Annotated in this window: 14 protein-coding genes, 2 tRNA genes and 1 pseudogene; 4 read left to right on the top strand and 13 right to left on the bottom strand. The window is 62.5% G+C overall.

The features are described 5' to 3' along the window. From PCS43_RS11570 to leuC, 3 genes and pseudogenes are all read right to left on the bottom strand, one after another. A pseudogene (locus tag PCS43_RS11570) lies at window positions 1-738 on the bottom strand (HU family DNA-binding protein); the annotation flags it as partial. Between the two features lie 157 nt (window positions 739-895). Then, window positions 896-1,504 (bottom strand): 3-isopropylmalate dehydratase small subunit, encoded by a 609-nt coding sequence (gene leuD / locus PCS43_RS11565; protein ID WP_003944724.1) that lies wholly within the window; start codon window positions 1,502-1,504, stop codon window positions 896-898. A gap of 28 nt (window positions 1,505-1,532) precedes the next feature. Then, on the bottom strand, window positions 1,533-2,954 hold the full coding sequence (leuC, locus tag PCS43_RS11560) for a 3-isopropylmalate dehydratase large subunit (RefSeq protein ID WP_003944727.1): 1,422 nt from the start codon (window positions 2,952-2,954) through the stop codon (window positions 1,533-1,535). 158 nt (window positions 2,955-3,112) lie between these two features. On the opposite strand from leuC, the gene PCS43_RS11555 reads away from it, so the two are divergent. The 3 genes from PCS43_RS11555 to PCS43_RS11545 all read left to right on the top strand — a co-directional run bounded on the left by PCS43_RS11555 (window position 3,113) and on the right by PCS43_RS11545 (window position 4,654). After that, window positions 3,113-3,814, top strand: a complete 702-nt coding sequence (locus tag PCS43_RS11555; protein WP_007729342.1) for an IclR family transcriptional regulator — start codon at window positions 3,113-3,115, stop codon at window positions 3,812-3,814. 55 nt (window positions 3,815-3,869) lie between these two features. After that, the gene (locus tag PCS43_RS11550; RefSeq protein WP_003944740.1) at window positions 3,870-4,373 is read left to right on the top strand and encodes a pyridoxamine 5'-phosphate oxidase family protein; all 504 of its coding nucleotides are present in this window, start codon (window positions 3,870-3,872) and stop codon (window positions 4,371-4,373) included. 83 nt (window positions 4,374-4,456) lie between these two features. Continuing rightward, window positions 4,457-4,654, top strand: coding sequence for a DUF5302 domain-containing protein (locus PCS43_RS11545; protein WP_007729345.1), 198 nt, complete (start codon window positions 4,457-4,459; stop codon window positions 4,652-4,654). Between the two features lie 139 nt (window positions 4,655-4,793). Here the strand turns inward: PCS43_RS11545 and PCS43_RS11540 are convergent. The 10 genes from PCS43_RS11540 to PCS43_RS11495 all read right to left on the bottom strand — a co-directional run bounded on the left by PCS43_RS11540 (window position 4,794) and on the right by PCS43_RS11495 (window position 15,576). After that, a tRNA-Glu gene (locus PCS43_RS11540) sits at window positions 4,794-4,866 on the bottom strand. Between the two features lie 96 nt (window positions 4,867-4,962). Next, window positions 4,963-5,034 (bottom strand) — tRNA-Gln (locus PCS43_RS11535). A gap of 156 nt (window positions 5,035-5,190) precedes the next feature. Further along, window positions 5,191-6,666 (bottom strand): glutamate--tRNA ligase, encoded by a 1,476-nt coding sequence (gene gltX / locus PCS43_RS11530; RefSeq protein WP_209908315.1) that lies wholly within the window; start codon window positions 6,664-6,666, stop codon window positions 5,191-5,193. A 73-nt stretch (window positions 6,667-6,739) separates the two neighbouring features. After that, window positions 6,740-7,900 carry an alkane 1-monooxygenase gene (locus PCS43_RS11525; protein WP_050656958.1) on the bottom strand — a complete coding sequence of 387 codons (1,161 nt, stop codon included), beginning with the start codon at window positions 7,898-7,900 and terminating at the stop codon, window positions 6,740-6,742. Window positions 7,901-8,291: 391 nt separating this feature from the next. After that, entirely contained in the window at window positions 8,292-9,065 is a 774-nt protein-coding gene (locus tag PCS43_RS11520; RefSeq protein WP_204855698.1) for a fumarylacetoacetate hydrolase family protein, read from the bottom strand. Between the two features lie 84 nt (window positions 9,066-9,149). Continuing rightward, window positions 9,150-10,163, bottom strand: a complete 1,014-nt coding sequence (locus PCS43_RS11515; protein ID WP_003944691.1) for a 3-isopropylmalate dehydrogenase — start codon at window positions 10,161-10,163, stop codon at window positions 9,150-9,152. A 74-nt stretch (window positions 10,164-10,237) separates the two neighbouring features. After that, a complete protein-coding gene (serA, locus tag PCS43_RS11510) occupies window positions 10,238-11,830 on the bottom strand; it encodes a phosphoglycerate dehydrogenase (protein ID WP_003944758.1) in 1,593 nt (530 codons plus the stop codon). A 250-nt stretch (window positions 11,831-12,080) separates the two neighbouring features. Beyond that, on the bottom strand, window positions 12,081-13,082 hold the full coding sequence (gene ilvC / locus PCS43_RS11505; RefSeq protein WP_030535412.1) for a ketol-acid reductoisomerase: 1,002 nt from the start codon (window positions 13,080-13,082) through the stop codon (window positions 12,081-12,083). A 53-nt stretch (window positions 13,083-13,135) separates the two neighbouring features. Next, complete coding sequence (gene ilvN / locus PCS43_RS11500) at window positions 13,136-13,639, bottom strand: acetolactate synthase small subunit (protein WP_003944718.1); 504 nt, start codon at window positions 13,637-13,639, stop codon at window positions 13,136-13,138. Then, window positions 13,636-15,576 carry an acetolactate synthase large subunit gene (locus PCS43_RS11495; protein ID WP_030535411.1) on the bottom strand — a complete coding sequence of 647 codons (1,941 nt, stop codon included), beginning with the start codon at window positions 15,574-15,576 and terminating at the stop codon, window positions 13,636-13,638. The genes ilvN and PCS43_RS11495 overlap by 4 nt, the downstream gene beginning before the upstream one ends. 266 nt (window positions 15,577-15,842) lie before the next feature. Here PCS43_RS11495 and PCS43_RS11490 point away from each other — a divergent pair, with 266 nt between their 5' ends. Next, window positions 15,843-16,364: a PH domain-containing protein gene (locus PCS43_RS11490; protein ID WP_037131685.1), complete on the top strand. Its 522-nt coding sequence runs from the start codon at window positions 15,843-15,845 to the stop codon at window positions 16,362-16,364. The last annotated feature ends 8 nt before the right edge of the window (window positions 16,365-16,372 follow it).

Below are 16,372 nucleotides of genomic sequence, written 5' to 3'. Positions count from 1 at the left end.
GCCTTCTTGGCGGGAGCCTTGGTGGCAACCGTCTCCTTGGCTGCGGTCTTGGCGGGGGCCTTCTTGGCGGGAGCCTGGGTGGCAACCGTCTTCTTGGCTGCGGTCTTGGCCGGAGCCTTCTTGGCGGGAGCCTTGGTGCAACCGTCTCTTGGCTGCGGTCTTGGCCGGAGCCTTCTTGGCGGGAGCCTTGGTGGCAACCGTCTTCTTGGCTGCGGTCTTGGCCGGAGCCTTCTTGGCGGGAGCCTTGGTGGCAACCGTCTTCTTGGCTGCGGTCTTGGCCGGAGCCTTCTTGGCGGGAGCCTTCGCGGCAACCGTCTTCTTGGCTGCGGTCTTGGCCGGAGCCTTCTTGGCCGGAGCCTTCTTGGCTGCGGTCTTCTTGGCAGCAGCCTTCTTGGCTGCAGCCTTGGTGGCCGGTGCTGCTACGCCACGCTTGACTGCCGGGCCGGTGGCCGGAAGCTTCTGTCCACCAGCGATAACAGCCTTGAACTGCGCACCCGGACGGAAAGCCGGAACCGACGTCGGCTTGACCTTGACGGTCTCGCCCGTACGCGGGTTGCGTGCAACACGTGCTGCACGACGACGCTGCTCGAAGACTCCGAAGCCGGTGATGGTCACGCTCTCGCCACGGTGGACGGCGCGGACGATGGTGTCCACGACGTGCTCCACTGCGTCGGTCGCTGTGCGCCTGTCCGAACCCAGCTTTTCAGTCAGAACATCGATGAGCTCTGCCTTGTTCATTGAAATTCCTCCGCTAATTGTGGTCCACCGTCGGACCGACTGAGAACCACGGTAAACCTGATAACGGCAAGAGTCTATGTGCCACGCCAATTCTCATTCAACGTGACTGCGAAATGGTGACCTATTTCTCTTCCCGCGCGGAGTTGCGGATTTCGGTTCAGCCCTGCGAAATTCGGGCTGGAAGGGTAGTCGGTTTCCATGAAGGCCTTGACTTTTCGAACTCGGAAATCGCGTCTACCTGCCGCAATGTCAGTCCGATGTCGTCGAGACCCTCCAGCAGACGCCACCGTGTGTAGTCGTCAATATTGAACGGCACCACCGTAGTTCCGGCGCTGACGGTCCGATTCTCGAGATCTACTGTCAATTCCAATCCGGGCTGCTCTTCGAGCAACTTCCAGAGCAATTCGACGTCGCTCTGCTCGACCTGTGCCGCTACGAGACCGGCTTTTCCGGCGTTTCCGCGGAAGATGTCGGCGAACCGGGATGCGATGACGACCCGAAATCCGAAGTCGGAGAGAGCCCACACGGCATGCTCACGCGAAGAGCCCGTGCCGAAATCGGGACCGGCCACGAGGACACTTCCCTTGTCGTACGGAGCCAGATTGAGAATGAAGTTGGGGTCGGTACGCCAGCCTGCAAACAGCCCGTCCTCGAATCCGGTGCGCGTCACCCGTTTCAGGTACACGGCAGGGATGATCTGGTCGGTATCGACATTCGAGCGTCGCAGCGGGACGCCGATACCCTTGTGCGTGGTAAAGGATTCCATCGAAATTCTCCTCGAGATGGTAAGTGGGTCAGACCAGATCGGCCGGTGCCGAGAGCGTTCCGCGGACCGCCGTGGCAGCCGCGACGAGCGGGGAAACCAGATGAGTCCGGCCGCCTTTACCCTGTCGGCCTTCGAAATTCCGGTTGGACGTCGATGCCGAACGCTCGCCGGGAGCAAGCTGGTCAGGGTTCATTCCCAAGCACATCGAGCAACCGGCCTGGCGCCATTCAGCCCCTGCCGCTGTGAAGATTTCACCGAGACCTTCGCTTTCGGCTTGAGCCCGCACCCGCATCGAGCCGGGAACGATGAGCATCCGAACGCCCTCTGCCACATGGCGACCCTCGAGCACCTCCGCCACTGCGCGCAGGTCTTCGATGCGTCCGTTGGTGCACGAACCGACGAACACGGTGTCGACAGAAACATCCCGAAGCGGCATACCGGCGTCGAGACCCATGTAGGTGAGCGCCTTCTCGGCTGCCTGACGCTCGCTCTCGTCGACGATCAGTTCGGGATCAGGCACACGGTCGCCGAGCGGCGCACCCTGTCCCGGATTGGTTCCCCACGTGACGAAAGGCGTCAATGCGCTTGCGTCGATGTGAACCTCGTTGTCGAATTCCGCGCCCTCGTCGGTCTTGAGCAACTCCCACGCGGCGACGGCTTCGTCCCACTCTGCGCCGGACGGTGCATGCGGACGGCCCTTGATGAACTCGTAAGTGGTCTCGTCCGGTGCGATCATGCCCGCGCGGGCTCCGGCCTCGATCGACATGTTGCAGATGGTCATACGAGCTTCCATCGACAGTTTGCGAATGGCCTCGCCGCGGTACTCCAGTACGTAGCCCTGGCCGCCGCCGGTGCCGATCTTGGCGATGACTGCGAGGATCAAGTCCTTGCTCGTGACGCCGGGAGGCAGCTCGCCGTCGACCGTGATCGCCATGGTCTTGAAGGGGCGCAACGACAATGTCTGCGTTGCCATCACATGCTCGACCTCGCTGGTGCCGATTCCCATTGCGAGCGCACCGAATGCGCCGTGCGTCGACGTATGACTGTCGCCGCACACCACGGTGGTTCCGGGCTGCGTCAGGCCGAGCTGCGGTCCGACCACATGCACGATGCCTTGGTCGAGATCGCCCATGCGGTGCAAGCGAACTCCGAACTCCTCGCAATTTCGGCGCAAGGTGTCGACCTGAGTCTTGGACACAGGATCTGCGATCGGCTTGTCGATGTCGATCGTCGGAACGTTGTGGTCCTCGGTGGCAATCGTCAGGTCGGGACGGCGCAACTGGCGTCCCGCCAGGCGAAGTCCGTCGAATGCCTGGGGGCTCGTCACTTCGTGAACGAGGTGGAGATCGATGTAGATGAGGTCGGGATCCTGCCCCTCCCCTTTCACGACAACGTGGTCGTCCCACACCTTCTCGGCGAGAGTGCGTGCTTTCTGTGCCATGTCTTCCACCTCTGTACGTAGCCTCGCGTCGGCGGACTACGGGCTGGCCCGCCGCGCGTGAAGTAGGTCCCCAGCCTTCACAGCAGATGCAGACTGTCCCGAGGAAATGCGCTATCCCTCCAGGAAATGCGGTAGCATCCCACTATGCGAGAATCTGGTATCGACCTATGAGACAGCATAGCGGCATCGGCGTCCTGGACAAAGCAATGGGCGTGCTTCATGCAGTAGCTGAGGAACCGTGCAGCCTCACCGAACTCTGTGCACGAACCGGTTTGCCGCGCGCGACCGCCCATAGACTCGCCGTCGGTCTCGAAGTCCATCGACTCCTCACTCGCGACTCGGACGGTCAGTGGTGCCCAGGGCCCGGACTCGCCGAACTCGCTGCCACCGCTAATGATCCACTCATTGCTGCGGCCGGACTCATCCTCCCCCGCCTTCGCGAAATCACCGGCGAAAGCGTCCAGCTGTACCGTCGCGAAGGCACACAACGCATCTGCGTCGCGTCGATGGAACCACCGACCGGCCTGCGTGACACGGTGCTCGTCGGAGCCCGACTGCCGATGAACGCCGGATCCGGCGCCAAGGTCCTTCTCGCATGGGCAGATCCACAAACCCAACGGACCGTCCTCGCCGATGCGTCGTTCGGCGAACGAGTGCTCCTCGAGGTTCGCCGGCGCGGCTGGGCACAGAGCGCGGCCGAACGTGAGCCCGGTGTCGCCAGCGTCGCGGCTCCCGTCCGAGACTCGGCAGGCGCTGTCATTGCCGCGATTTCGGTCTCCGGCCCCATCGATCGGATGGGTAGACGACCGGGAGCCCGCTGGGCGGCGGACCTTCTCGCAGCTGCCGAAGCGCTCCACAAGCGTCTGTAATTCGTGACACAGTAAGGCCTTCAGATCCTCGAGCACGTAGGAGTACGACGCGACCATGGCAGGAAAGCAGCGTAGTCAGATCACGATGACCGAGGCCGAAATCTCGAGCTTCGTCGAAAAGAGCCGTACGGCAACGATGGCGACGTTGAGCGCCGACGGAATGCCTCACCTGATCGCGATGTGGTTCGCGATAGTCGACGGCGAAATCTGGTTCGAGACCAAAGCCAAGTCGCAGAAGGCCGTCAATCTTCGCCGGGACGCCCGAATGTCCGTCCTGATCGAAGACGGTCAGACGTACGACACGCTCCGAGGAGTCTCGATGGAGGGTACCGGGGTCATCGTCGAAGATCCGGAAGCCCTCTTCGCTGTGGGAATCAGCGTCTGGGAGCGGTACACGGGCCCGTACACCGACGATCTCCGCCCGGCCGTCGACGCGATGCTCCACAAGCGCGTCGCGGTACGGTTCGTTCCCGATCGAACTCGTTCGTGGGATCACCGCAAGCTCGGGATGCCTGCGATGCCTCTTTCCGGCTCTACCGCACCGCCGCCGCAGCCCTGAGATTCGTGAGCGGAAAAATCACGAGCAATCGAATTCGGGCCGGCGTAGTTTCACCAACAGGCCCAACAACAAGGAGTGAGCATATGAGCGATCTCGACAGCAACACCCCGTCCGAACCCGAATCCCAATCGGAGGAAACCAAACGAAAGTTCCGTGAGGCCCTCGAACGGAAGAATCATCAGAACGCCAAATCGACCGACCATCGCGACGGACAGTCCAAGGTCCACAACACGCATGGCCCGGCCGATCACAAGCGAGAGTTCCGCCGTAAGAGCGGATAGCCGATCGCGGACAACAGAGTGAGATGACGATCACCCCCAGTCGAATTCGCCTGGGGGTGATCGTTTTTCGCATCGCCGGAAACATTTTCCGCACATACGAAAAGACCCCCCGATCAATGATCGAAGGGTCTTTTCTTTGTAGCCCCGACGGGATTCGAACCCGCGCTACCGCCTTGAGAGGGCGGCGTCCTAGGCCGCTAGACGACGGGGCCAGGACACGCTTTTAAACGTGGTATTTCAGCCTTGCTCTTGGATGCTCAGCAAGCTTAGCTTGTCTGAGTCCGGCCACAAAATCGACCGGATTTCCGCTGGGGTACCAGGACTCGAACCTAGAATGGCGGTACCAGAAACCGCTGTGTTGCCAATTACACCATACCCCAAGGTCTTGCTCACCAGCCTTGCCCGATCCGCTTCGCTGTTGTGCTCGGCGGCTCGTCTCCGGCCGAAAAGAAGATTACCAGTACCCCTGCCCCAAATACCAAATCGTATGGTCACAGGAGGTTTTTGCTTCATTTTCGGCCGGAAGACCGTCCGATCTAGGCGGTTACCGCTGCCCTACCGGCGCGCAACCGAGCGAGCGAGACCTCACGACCGAGCAATTCCATCGACTCGTACAGCGGAGGGCTGATGTGAGAGCCCGTGATCGCGACCCGAACCGGAGCGAAGGCCTTACGCGGTTTGAGCTCCAGATCCTCGATGAGGGCCTTCTTGAGTGCTTCCTCGATACTGGCCGCCGACCACTCTGAGATGGCATCGAGCGCCGCAAGAGACGCGTCCAGAACCGGACCGGCATCTTCCTTCAGGTTCTTTGCCGCCGCGGCCGGATCGAGAGCAAACGACGCCTCGTCGACGAACAGGAATTTCAGCAGATCCCACGCGTCGGACAGGACGACGATGCGCGTCTGCACGAGGTCCGCCGCAACAGTGAACGTCGCTTCGTCGACGTCGGCGCCGATGTGTCCGTGCTCCACCAGGAACGACTTCAGACGACCGGCGAAGTCGGCCGGCTCGAGCAGACGAATGTGCTCGGCATTGATCGCGTCGGCCTTCTTCTGGTCGAAGCGGGCAGGATTGGAGTTGACCTTGGAGACGTCGAAGGCCGCAACCATCTCGTCGAGCGAGAAGACATCGTGATCGTCGGCGATGCTCCACCCGAGCAGAGCCAAGTAGTTCAGCAATCCCTCGGGAATGAAGCCCCGATCGCGGTGGATGAAGAGGTTGGACTCGGGATCGCGCTTGGAAAGCTTCTTGTTGCCCTGACCCATCACGAAAGGCAAGTGCCCGAACGACGGTGTGAAATCGGCGACACCGATACGAATCAATGCCTCGTACAACGCGAGCTGACGCGGAGTCGAGGACAGCAGATCTTCGCCGCGCAGTACATGGGTGATCTTCATCAACGCGTCGTCGACCGGGTTGACCAACGTGTACAGCGGAATGCCGTTGCCGCGAGTCAGCGCGAAGTCCGGAACGGTGCCTGCCTTGAACGTGGTCTCGCCCCGCACCAGGTCGTTCCAGGTCAGATCGTGATCGGGCATCCGGAGGCGGACGACGGGCTTGCGCCCCTCGGCGATGTAGGCAGCGCGCTGCTCGTCGCTGAGCTCGCGATCGAAGTTGTCGTATCCGAGCTTCGGATCGCGTCCGGCCGCCTTGTGTCGCGCTTCGATCTCCTCGTTGGTCGAGTAGGACTCGTAGGCCTCGCCCGCGGCCAGCAACTTGGCAACAACGTCGAGATGCAGGTCGCGACGCTCGGACTGGCGATACGGTGCGTGCGGCCCACCGACCTCCGGGCCTTCGTCCCAATTGAGCCCCAACCAGCGGAGGGCGTCGAGGATGGCCTGGTAGGACTCTTCACTGTCGCGCTGCGCATCGGTGTCTTCGATACGGAACACGAATGTGCCGCCGTGGTGTCGTGCGAATGCCCAGTTGAACAAGGCGGTGCGCACCAAACCCACGTGCGGGGTTCCGGTGGGTGACGGACAGAAACGGACGCGTACTTCGCTGTTGGTCATGGCTCACTTGGCTCGGCGATGATGGATGGTCGTACTACAGGTTAGTCCGGCAGCGCTTCCTCCATCCGGCCGATCACTTACCCGGCAGGACGTTGATGCGTGTCATGTCGCCGTCGTAGTAGGCCAGCAGTCGCTTGTCCATGACCTTTCGCCACAGCGGCGGCACCCACGCGCAGACGATCATGACTGCGTAACCCGCTGGAAGTTGCGGCGCTTCGGCCGCACTTCGCAGGCTCTGGTACCGCAGACGCGGATTCGCGTGATGGTCGCTGTGACGCTGAAGTTGATAGAGGAACAGATTGCTGACGACGTGGTCGCTGTTCCAGCTGTCCTCGGGCGAGCACCGGACGTACGAGCCGTCAGGCCGCTTCGCACGTAGCAAGCCGTAGTGCTCGAGATAGTTGGCGGTCTCGAGGAACGTGAAGCCTGCAATTGCCTGAACGGCGAGCCACGGCGCAATTTCCCAGCCGAACGCGGCGATCAGACTGCCGAACAGAACCACACTCATCGCCCACGCGTTCAGGATGTTGTTGCGATAACTCCACGTCCGTCTCCGCTGACGCCTCAGACGAGCGCTTTCGATCCGCCAACCCGAGCGCAGGCCGCCGATGACGCTGCGAGGCAAGAAGAACCAGAAGTTTTCCTTGTACCGTGAGCTGGCCGGATCCTCCGGCGTCGCGACGCGGACGTGGTGACCATGGTTGTGTTCGACGTAGAAATGGCCGTAGAAGGACTGCGCGAGCGCTACTTTCGCGAGCCACTTCTCGAGCTTCTCACTCTTGTGCCCCAATTCATGCGCCGCGTTGATCCCCACACCGGCAACCACGCCGGCAGTCATCGCGAGCGCGAACTTCTCCCCCGCCGCCATCGGCGCGTTCACCCAGCACCACGCGACGAACACCAGCCCGACGTATTGGAGGGGCAGGAACAAGTACGTGCACCAGCGGTAGAAACGATCCTCTTGCAATTCAGGGATCGCTTCGTCCGGTGGGCTGTTGCCGTCCTCGCCCGCCAGGAGATCGATCAGGGGAATGACGATGACGATCAGCCACGCCCCGATGGCCCAGAAGAGCCCGAGACTGAATTTGTCGACCAGGAACCACGCAGCGAACGGGCTGAGAGGAACCAGCAAACCCAGTGGCCACAGGTAGCGCTTCTTGTCTCGCCACACCGGCCGCTGCCCGTTCCGCGCTTGCCCTGCCGCTGTCCGGGAGGCTTCCGCGAAGGTCGTCATGTATCACCACGTTTCTGCGCAATCCACTCGATTGCCCCATCGGCTTCTATCCAGTTATCGGTCACCCTACTGCTCAGCGTTACATTTCAGGGAATTTGGTCTGTTACGGGCCGCGACAGCAAACCGTATGGCGAACTCTCCCAAACTGGCCAAATCCGACATAACGCCAGGAGAATCAGAGGCGAAGCTTCGCCTGGGTCATAAAACCCGCAGGTCAGTCCCGGAGCCTGATTTCTTCGAGTCGGTTGGCAATCCCGATCAATCCACTGGCGATAGTTACCATCTTGCAACTTTTCTGCGACAGACACCTCTCGACCTCACACCACGACGGAGGCCCCATCCGGTTGGATGGGGCCTCCGTAGTCGCGTGACTGAACGAACCGGGTCAGGATCAGCTCTTGGCGGTCACCGGGTTCGTGAGCGTGCCGATCCCCGAGACCGTGACCGACACGGAATCGCCGTCGACGATCGGGCCTACTCCGGCGGGGGTGCCGGTGAGGATGACGTCGCCAGGCAAGAGAGTCATCACCGCCGAGATCCACTCGATGATCTTCGGAATGTCGTGGAGGAGAAAAGCCGTGCTGCTGTCCTGCTTGACCTGGCCGTTCACCTCGGTCTTGATGTCGACGTCGGACGAATCCAGACTGGTTTCGATCCAGGGGCCGAGTGGGCAGAAAGTGTCGTGGCCCTTCGCGCGCGTCCACTGCCCGTCGTGACGCTGATGATCTCGCGCCGACACGTCGTTGGCGATCGTGTAACCGAGGACCACGCTCAACGCCTTCGCCGCCGGAACGTCCTTGCACGGTTGACCGATGACGACCGCGAGTTCACCCTCGAAGTGCACCTCGTTCGAGGTGGGAGGCAAGACGATCGGGGCACCCGGGCCAACTATGGACGTGTTTGGCTTGAGGAAGATCACGGGGTCCGCGGGAGCCTCTCCGCCCATCTCCGCGATGTGATCTGCATAATTCTTGCCGATGCAGATCACCTTGCTGGCGAGAATCGGAGCCAGCAGACGAACATCGGCGAGCGGCCAACTTCGGCCGGTAAATGTGGGGTTCCCGAACGGGTGCTCCGCAATTTCCTTGGCGACGAGGGCATCCTCTTCACCTTCGATACTGACGAACGCAACACCATCGGGACTGGCAATTCGACCAAGACGCATGCCGGCCAGTCTATCGGGGTGCCGGAAACGACTGACGCGCGCAAGCCGAAAGGCTCACGCGCGTCAGTCTCGTGAAAGAATTCCTTACAGCGCTGCAGTGATCCGGTCGCCGATCTCCGTTGTGGAGATGGGACCTTCGCCGCGGGTAGCCAGGTCGGCAGCGACCACAGCCTCGACCCGAGCGGCGTCGTCCTCGCGTCCGAGATGGCGAAGAAGCAGTGCGGCCGAGAGGATCGCGGCGGTGGGATCAGCGATTCCCTTGCCGGCGATGTCCGGAGCACTGCCGTGAACGGGCTCGAACATCGACGGGTTGGTACCCGAGGCATCGATGTTTCCGCTTGCGGCCAAACCGATGCCACCGGTTACGGCGCCGGCGAGGTCGGTGATGATGTCACCGAAGAGGTTGTCCGTGACGATCACGTCGAAGCGCGACGGGTCGGTGACCATGTAGATCGTGGCCGCGTCGATGTGGCAGTACGCGGTTTCGACGTCCGGGAACTCGGCACCGACGGTCTCGATTGCACGCGTCCAGATTGCGCCCGCGTTGGAGAGCACGTTGGTCTTGTGAATCAAGGTGAGGTGCTTGGACCGGGTCTGCGCCAAGGCAAATGCGTAACGCACCACGCGCTCGGCCCCGAACCAGGTGTTGATCGACACCTCGGTTGCGATCTCGTGATCGGTGCCGACGCGGATCGCTCCACCGTTTCCGGTGTACGGACCCTCGGTGCCTTCACGAACCACGACGAAGTCGATCTCCGGCTGGGCCGCCAACGGCGACAGCGCACCCGGATACAGCTGTGCGGGGCGAAGATTCACGTGATGATCGAGCTGGAAGCGCATGTTCAGCAGCAGACCACGCTCGAGGATGCCGGGTGCGACGATCCGCGGATCACCGATGGCGCCCAACAGGATTGCGTCGTGCTGACGAATCTGGTCCAGCTCGTCCGCCGGGAGCAACTCGCCGGTGGCGTTGTAGCGACGGGCACCGAGATCGTATTCGGTGGTTTCCAGATCCGGAACCAACTTGCCGAGCACCTTGAGCGCCTCGGCAGTGACCTCGACGCCGATTCCGTCACCCGGAATGACCGCAAGCTTCATGGAGTCCTCATCTCAGTAGAACTGTGCGCCTTTATCAACCGCGGGCGGTTGATAAAGGCGCACAGCAAAAACAATCAGGAAAGGTCGACCTGGGCGACGCGAGCGTCGAGCTGCGAGACGATTGCCTCGACCTCGGCGTCACCGACGACGCGATCGACGCGCAAGATGACAGTTGCGCCTTCGCCTTCGGCATCCTGGCTCAGTGCTGCTGCGAGGATGTCGACGCCCGCGTTTCCGAGGACGGTGCCGAGGACACCGAGAACGCCCGGGCGATCGCTGTAGTGAACGACGATGTTGTGGCCCTCGGCGCGCAGGTCGAAGCTGCGTCCGTTGATGTTGACGATCTTCTCGACCTGCTGCAGACCGGTGAGTGCGCCCGTGACCGACGTGACCGTGCCGTCGGCGGCAACTGCACGCACCTCGACCGCGCTGCGGTGAGCAAGAGCCTCGGAGTGCTTCTCGACCGACACGGTCACGCCGCGCTGCTCGGCCAGTGCCGGAGCATTGACGAACGTGACAGCCTCATCGCTGCTGGCGGAGAACACGCCGCGCAGTGCAGCCAGGCCGAGGATGTCGACGGTTTCGGCAGACAGCTCGCCGGTGGCGACAACCTGCACGGTCTGCACAGCTTCGGGCGACAACGTCGCAGCGAGGAGACCGAGCTTGCGGACGAGCTCGAGCCACGGAGCAACTTCTTCGCCCACGGGGCCGCCGGAGACGTTGACAGCCTCGGGAACGAATTCGCCTGCCAGAGCGAGGAGAACACTCTTGGCCACGTCGATACCTGCGCGGTCCTGAGCCTCGGACGTCGATGCTCCGAGGTGCGGGGTGACAACGACGTTGTCGAGCTCGAAAAGCTTGGAATCGGTGCACGGCTCGGTGCTGAACACGTCGAGACCGGCGCCTCGGACCTTGCCGGAGACGAGTGCGTCGTAGAGCGCATCTTCGTCGATCAGACCACCGCGAGCGGCGTTGACGATGATGACGCCGTCCTTGGCCTTGGCGAGGCGCTCGGCGTTGATCAGGCCGGCCGTTTCCTTGGTCTTGGGCAGGTGCACGGAGATGAAGTCGGCGCGCTCGACGAGCTCGTCGATGGTGACCAGTTCGATGCCGAGCTGCGCTGCGCGCGCTGCGGGCAGGTAGGGGTCGTACGCGATGATCGTGGTCTCGAACGCAGCGAGACGCTGCGCGAAGAGCTGGCCGATGCGGCCGAGTCCGACGACACCGACGGTCTTGCCGAGGATCTCGACACCGTTGAACTTGCTTCGCTTCCAGGTGTTCTCACGCAGGGTCTTGTCTGCTGCGGGAATCTGGCGAGCGGTCGACATGAGGAGCGCGACAGCGTGCTCGGCAGCGGAGTGAATGTTGGAGGTCGGTGCGTTGACGACCATCACGCCGCGCTCGGTGGCCGCGGGGATCTCGACGTTGTCCAGGCCGACACCGGCGCGGCCGATGATCTTCAGCTTGGTGCCGGCAGCCAGAACCTCGGCGTCGACGGTAGTGGCGGAACGGACGAGAATCGCGTCGGCCTCGGGTACCGCGGCGAGCAGCGCCGGGCGGTCGGGTCCGTCGACCCAACGCACCTCCACACCGTCACCGAGCGCCTCGACTGTGGACGGCGCGAGCTTGTCGGCGATCAGAACAACGGGACGGCCAGGCTGGCTCACGTGCAAACTCCCTGATTAGGTGGGTGTGAAGGTGGTTTAACCACCGATAGTTTAGTGCGCGCTCACTTGGAATCCACAACGCGGTAGGCAATACCACATAGTGGACACTTTCGCGGGCAAATTCTCGACGGAATATGAATCCGGACTCAGACGACCCGGAAAACGACTCCGGCCCAATGCCGCGCTGGTTCAACGTAATTGAACCGGCGCGGCATCAGGCCAGTGGAGACGTGGAGCGTGAAACTGCGAATTACGCGGTTTCGGTGATCGGACGATCGACCCAGCTCATCAGGTCGCGCAGCTTCTTGCCGGTGACCTCGATGGGGTGCTCGGCGTTGGCCTTGCGCAGGCCCTCGAGCTCGGTGTTGCCGTTCTCGACGTTGGCAACCAGACGACGGGTGAACTCGCCGGACTGGATGTCGGCCAGGATCGCCTTCATGCGCTCCTTGGTGTCGGCGTCGATGACGCGCGGGCCGGAGAGGTATCCACCGAACTCAGCGGTGTCGGACACCGAGTAGTTCATGCGGGCGATGCCACCCTCGTACATGAGGTCGACGATGAGCTTGAGCTCGTGCAGAACCTCGAAGTACGCCATCTCGGGTGCGTAGCCGGCCTCGACCATGACCTCGAAACCGGTCTTGACCAGTTCCTCGGTGCCGCCGCAGAGCACGGCCTGCTCGCCGAAGAGGTCCGTCTCGGTCTCTTCCTTGAACGTGGTCTTGATGACGCCTGCGCGGGTTCCGCCGATGCCCTTGGCGTAGGACAGAGCGAGAGCCTGTCCTTCACCCTTGGGATCCTGGTCGATGGCGATGAGCGCGGGAACGCCCTTGCCGTCGACGAACTGACGACGCACCAGGTGGCCGGGGCCCTTGGGGGCGACCATGCCAACGGTGACGAACTCCGGAGCCTTGATCAGGTCGAAGTGAATGTTCAGGCCGTGACCGAAGAACAGCGCGTCGCCGTCCTTGAGGTTCGGCTCGATGTCATTGGTGAAAATGCTCGCCTGCGCGGTGTCAGGTGCGAGCACCATGATGACGTCGGCCCACTCGGAAACCTCTGCCGGCGTACCGACCGTCAGCCCCTGCTCTTCAGCCTTCTCACGCGACTTCGAGCCTTCCTTGAGGCCGATGCGCACATCGACGCCCGAGTCACGCAGGCTCAGCGAATGGGCGTGGCCCTGGCTTCCGTAGCCGATCACAGCAACCTTGCGGCCCTGAATGATCGACAGATCGGCATCGTCGTCGTAGAACATCTCGACTGCCACAGTTCTCAACCTCTCCTTGGATTTTTACGTGTCTAAAAGTACTAGCGGGTGGCCGTGATCGACTTCGGCCCTCGACCGACTGCCACGACCCCGGACTGAACGATCTCCCGGATACCGTACGGATCAAGCATCCGCAGCAGTGCATCCAGCTTGGACCGAGTACCGGTCGCCTCGATGGTGACGGACTCCGGAGAGACGTCGATCACCTTGGCGCGGAACAGGTTCACCGTTTCGATGACCTGCGTGCGCACGCTTGCATCAGCGCGCACCTTGATGAGCACGAGCTCGCGAGCGACGGATGCTTCACCGTCCTGCTCGACGATCTTGATGACGTTGATCAGCTTGTTGAGCTGCTTCGTCACCTGCTCGAGAGGGAACTCGTCGACCGTGACGACGATGGTCATACGTGAGATCTCGGGGATCTCGGTTCCGCCCACCGCAAGGGATTCGATGTTGAATCCGCGGCGGGAGAAAAGTGCGGAGACGCGAGCCAGCACGCCTGGCTTGTCCTCGACGAGAACACTGAGGGTGTGACTGGTGCTCACTTCTGATCCTCCCCTGTGCCCGCGGCGGGTCCGGCTTGCTCGCGTGACATGGCTTCGTGGATGACGGCGGGCTCGGCAACTGCCTCGTCGTCGTCGAACAGCGGCCGGATGCCCCGGGCCGCCATGATTTCGTCGTTGCTCGTTCCGGCAGCGACCATCGGCCACACCTGTGCGTCGGCGGTGACGATGAAGTCGATCACGACAGGCTTGTCGTTGATGGACTGCGCCTCACGGATCGCAGCCTCGACATCTTCTTCACGCTCGACACGAATTCCGTGGCAGCCCAATGCTTCTGCGAGCTTCACAAAGTCCGGGATGCGGATGGCGCCGTGCGTTCCGAGGTTGGTGTTGGAGTAGCGCTCTTCGTAGAAGAGTGTCTGCCACTGACGCACCATGCCGAGGTTGCCGTTGTTGATGAGGGCAACCTTGATCGGGATACCTTCGAGGGCACAGGTTGCGAGTTCCTGATTGGTCATCTGGAAGCAGCCGTCGCCGTCGATCGCCCACACCTCGGTGTCGGGCATACCCATCTTGGCGCCCATGGCTGCGGGAACCGCGTACCCCATGGTGCCGAGCCCGCCCGAGTTGAGCCACGTGCGCGGCTTCTCGTAGCCGACGAACTGCGCGGCCCACATCTGGTGCTGACCGACGCCGGCGCAGTAGATGGCATCCGGTCCGGCGAGCTTGCCGACGGTCTGGATGACGTACTCCGGGCTCAGCTGACCGTCGGTGGGACGGTCGTAGCTCAGCGGGTACGTACGACGGATGTCATTCAGGTACGCCCACCACTCGGTGAGGTCGAACGTGGTGCCCGTGGCCATGTCGGCACGGATCGCCTCGATGAGTTCGGTGATGACCTCTTTGCAGTCGCCCACGATCGGGACGTCCGCGTAGCGGTTCTTGCCGATCTCGGCCGGGTCGATGTCGGCATGGATGACCTTGGCGTCGGGCGCGAAGGAATTCAACTGACCGGTGACGCGGTCGTCGAAACGCGCACCGAGGGTGATCAGTAGATCGCTACGCTGCAGAGCGGCGACTGCGGCAACGGTGCCGTGCATTCCCGGCATACCGCAGTTGAGGTCGTGGCTGTCCGGGAACGCGCCGCGGGCCATCAGCGTGGTGACGACGGGGATACCGGTCAGCTCGGCCAATTCGAGCAGCTCCGGCGAGGAGTCGGACTTGATGACGCCGCCACCGACGTACAGAACCGGCGACTTGGCGTCGGCGATCAGACGTGCAGCTTCACGAACCTGCTTGCCGTGCGGCTTGGTCACCGGGCGGTAGCCCGGCAGACGCATCTCCGGCGGCCACGAGAACGTGGTCTGCGACTGCAGGATGTCCTTGGGGATATCGACCAGGACGGCGCCGGGGCGACCGCTGGCCGCGAGGTAGAAGGCCTCGGCCATGATGCGCGGGATGTCGATCGCGTCGGTGATCAGGAAGTTGTGCTTGGTGACCGGCATGGTGATGCCTGAGATGTCGGCTTCCTGGAAGCCGTCGGTACCGATCAGCGAGCGCGCCACCTGTCCGGTGATCGCCACGATCGGAACGGAGTCCATCTGCGCGTCGGCCAGCGGCGTGACCAGGTTGGTCGCACCGGGACCCGAGGTAGCCATGCAGACGCCGACCTTGCCGGTCGCCTGGGCGTAACCGGTGGCAGCGTGGCCTGCACCCTGCTCGTGGCGCACGAGCACGTGGCGAACCTTGACCGAATCGAAGAGTGGGTCGTAAACCGGGAGCACGGCACCGCCGGGAATGCCGAATACCGTGTCGACCTCGAGCTCTTCGAGGGCTCGAACCACAGACTGCGCGCCGGTTACCCGCTCAGGCGGGAGCTGGCGACGGTTGGCCGTCTGGGTTGCGGCAGCCGCGGTTGTCGGGCTCGGTGTCCCTGACTTGCGCGGCGTGGGTTGAGGCCGTGCTGTTGGTGCGCTCACTGGGAAATCCTCTGATTCTGGCTCCGGGCAACAAAAAACCCCCGTCAGCATCTGCTGAGCGAGGGTGGCGCGTCGTTATCTGGTGAGTTGAAAAATCGACTCAGGCGACGACGCGCCGGCCGATTACGAGCAACTCATTCTGTTTCACGCACTCGACAGTAGAGGCGCTAGTCGCGAACGGCAAACTTGGTGAGTCGACCGTCCCAGAATCTGAGATACATCGGCTGCAATGCGAAGATGTAGAGGTGTCAACTTCGCAGCAGCCCGTGCCACCGGCTCAATCATCCCACACGCCGAAACCACTTCGGCACGTCATCCGCATTTCGCAGCTCGCTTACATGGCGTGCGCGTTCCTTCTGTTCGCGGTCAGCTTCCCGATCTTCGGGTGGCCCGTCGCCTTCAGCTGGTTGCTGATCCTTCCGATCATCGCCGTCTATCTCGTCGCGCGACTGCGCACCACCGTCAGCCCTGACGGCCTCGAGGTCCGCTCGACGTTCTCCAAGCGCACCCTCGCCTGGGACGACGTCAAGGGCTTCCGCTTCCCGAAGCGGAGTTGGGCGCGCGCGGAACTCACCGACGGAACCGAGGTGACCCTGCCTGCGGTCAGCTTCGTCAGGCTTCCCGAGATCGCGATCGCCAGCGGCGGCCGCATCACCGATCCCTATGCATCTGCCGCAGAAGCCTTCGCCGCCAAGGAAGCCGAAGAGGAAGAAGCAGCTGCAGAAGCAGAAGCAGAATCCGAGCTCGCCGAGAACACACAGGACCAGCCCGAAGAGAAGCGCCCGTAGCACGCGAG

It is taken from the genome of Rhodococcus sp. C-2, from assembly GCF_027854095.1.
GTDB classification, from domain to species: Bacteria; Actinomycetota; Actinomycetes; order Mycobacteriales; family Mycobacteriaceae; genus Rhodococcus_F; species Rhodococcus_F qingshengii.
Note: the sequence above shows the minus strand (reverse complement) of the source record. Positions and strands in the feature narration are given on the sequence as shown.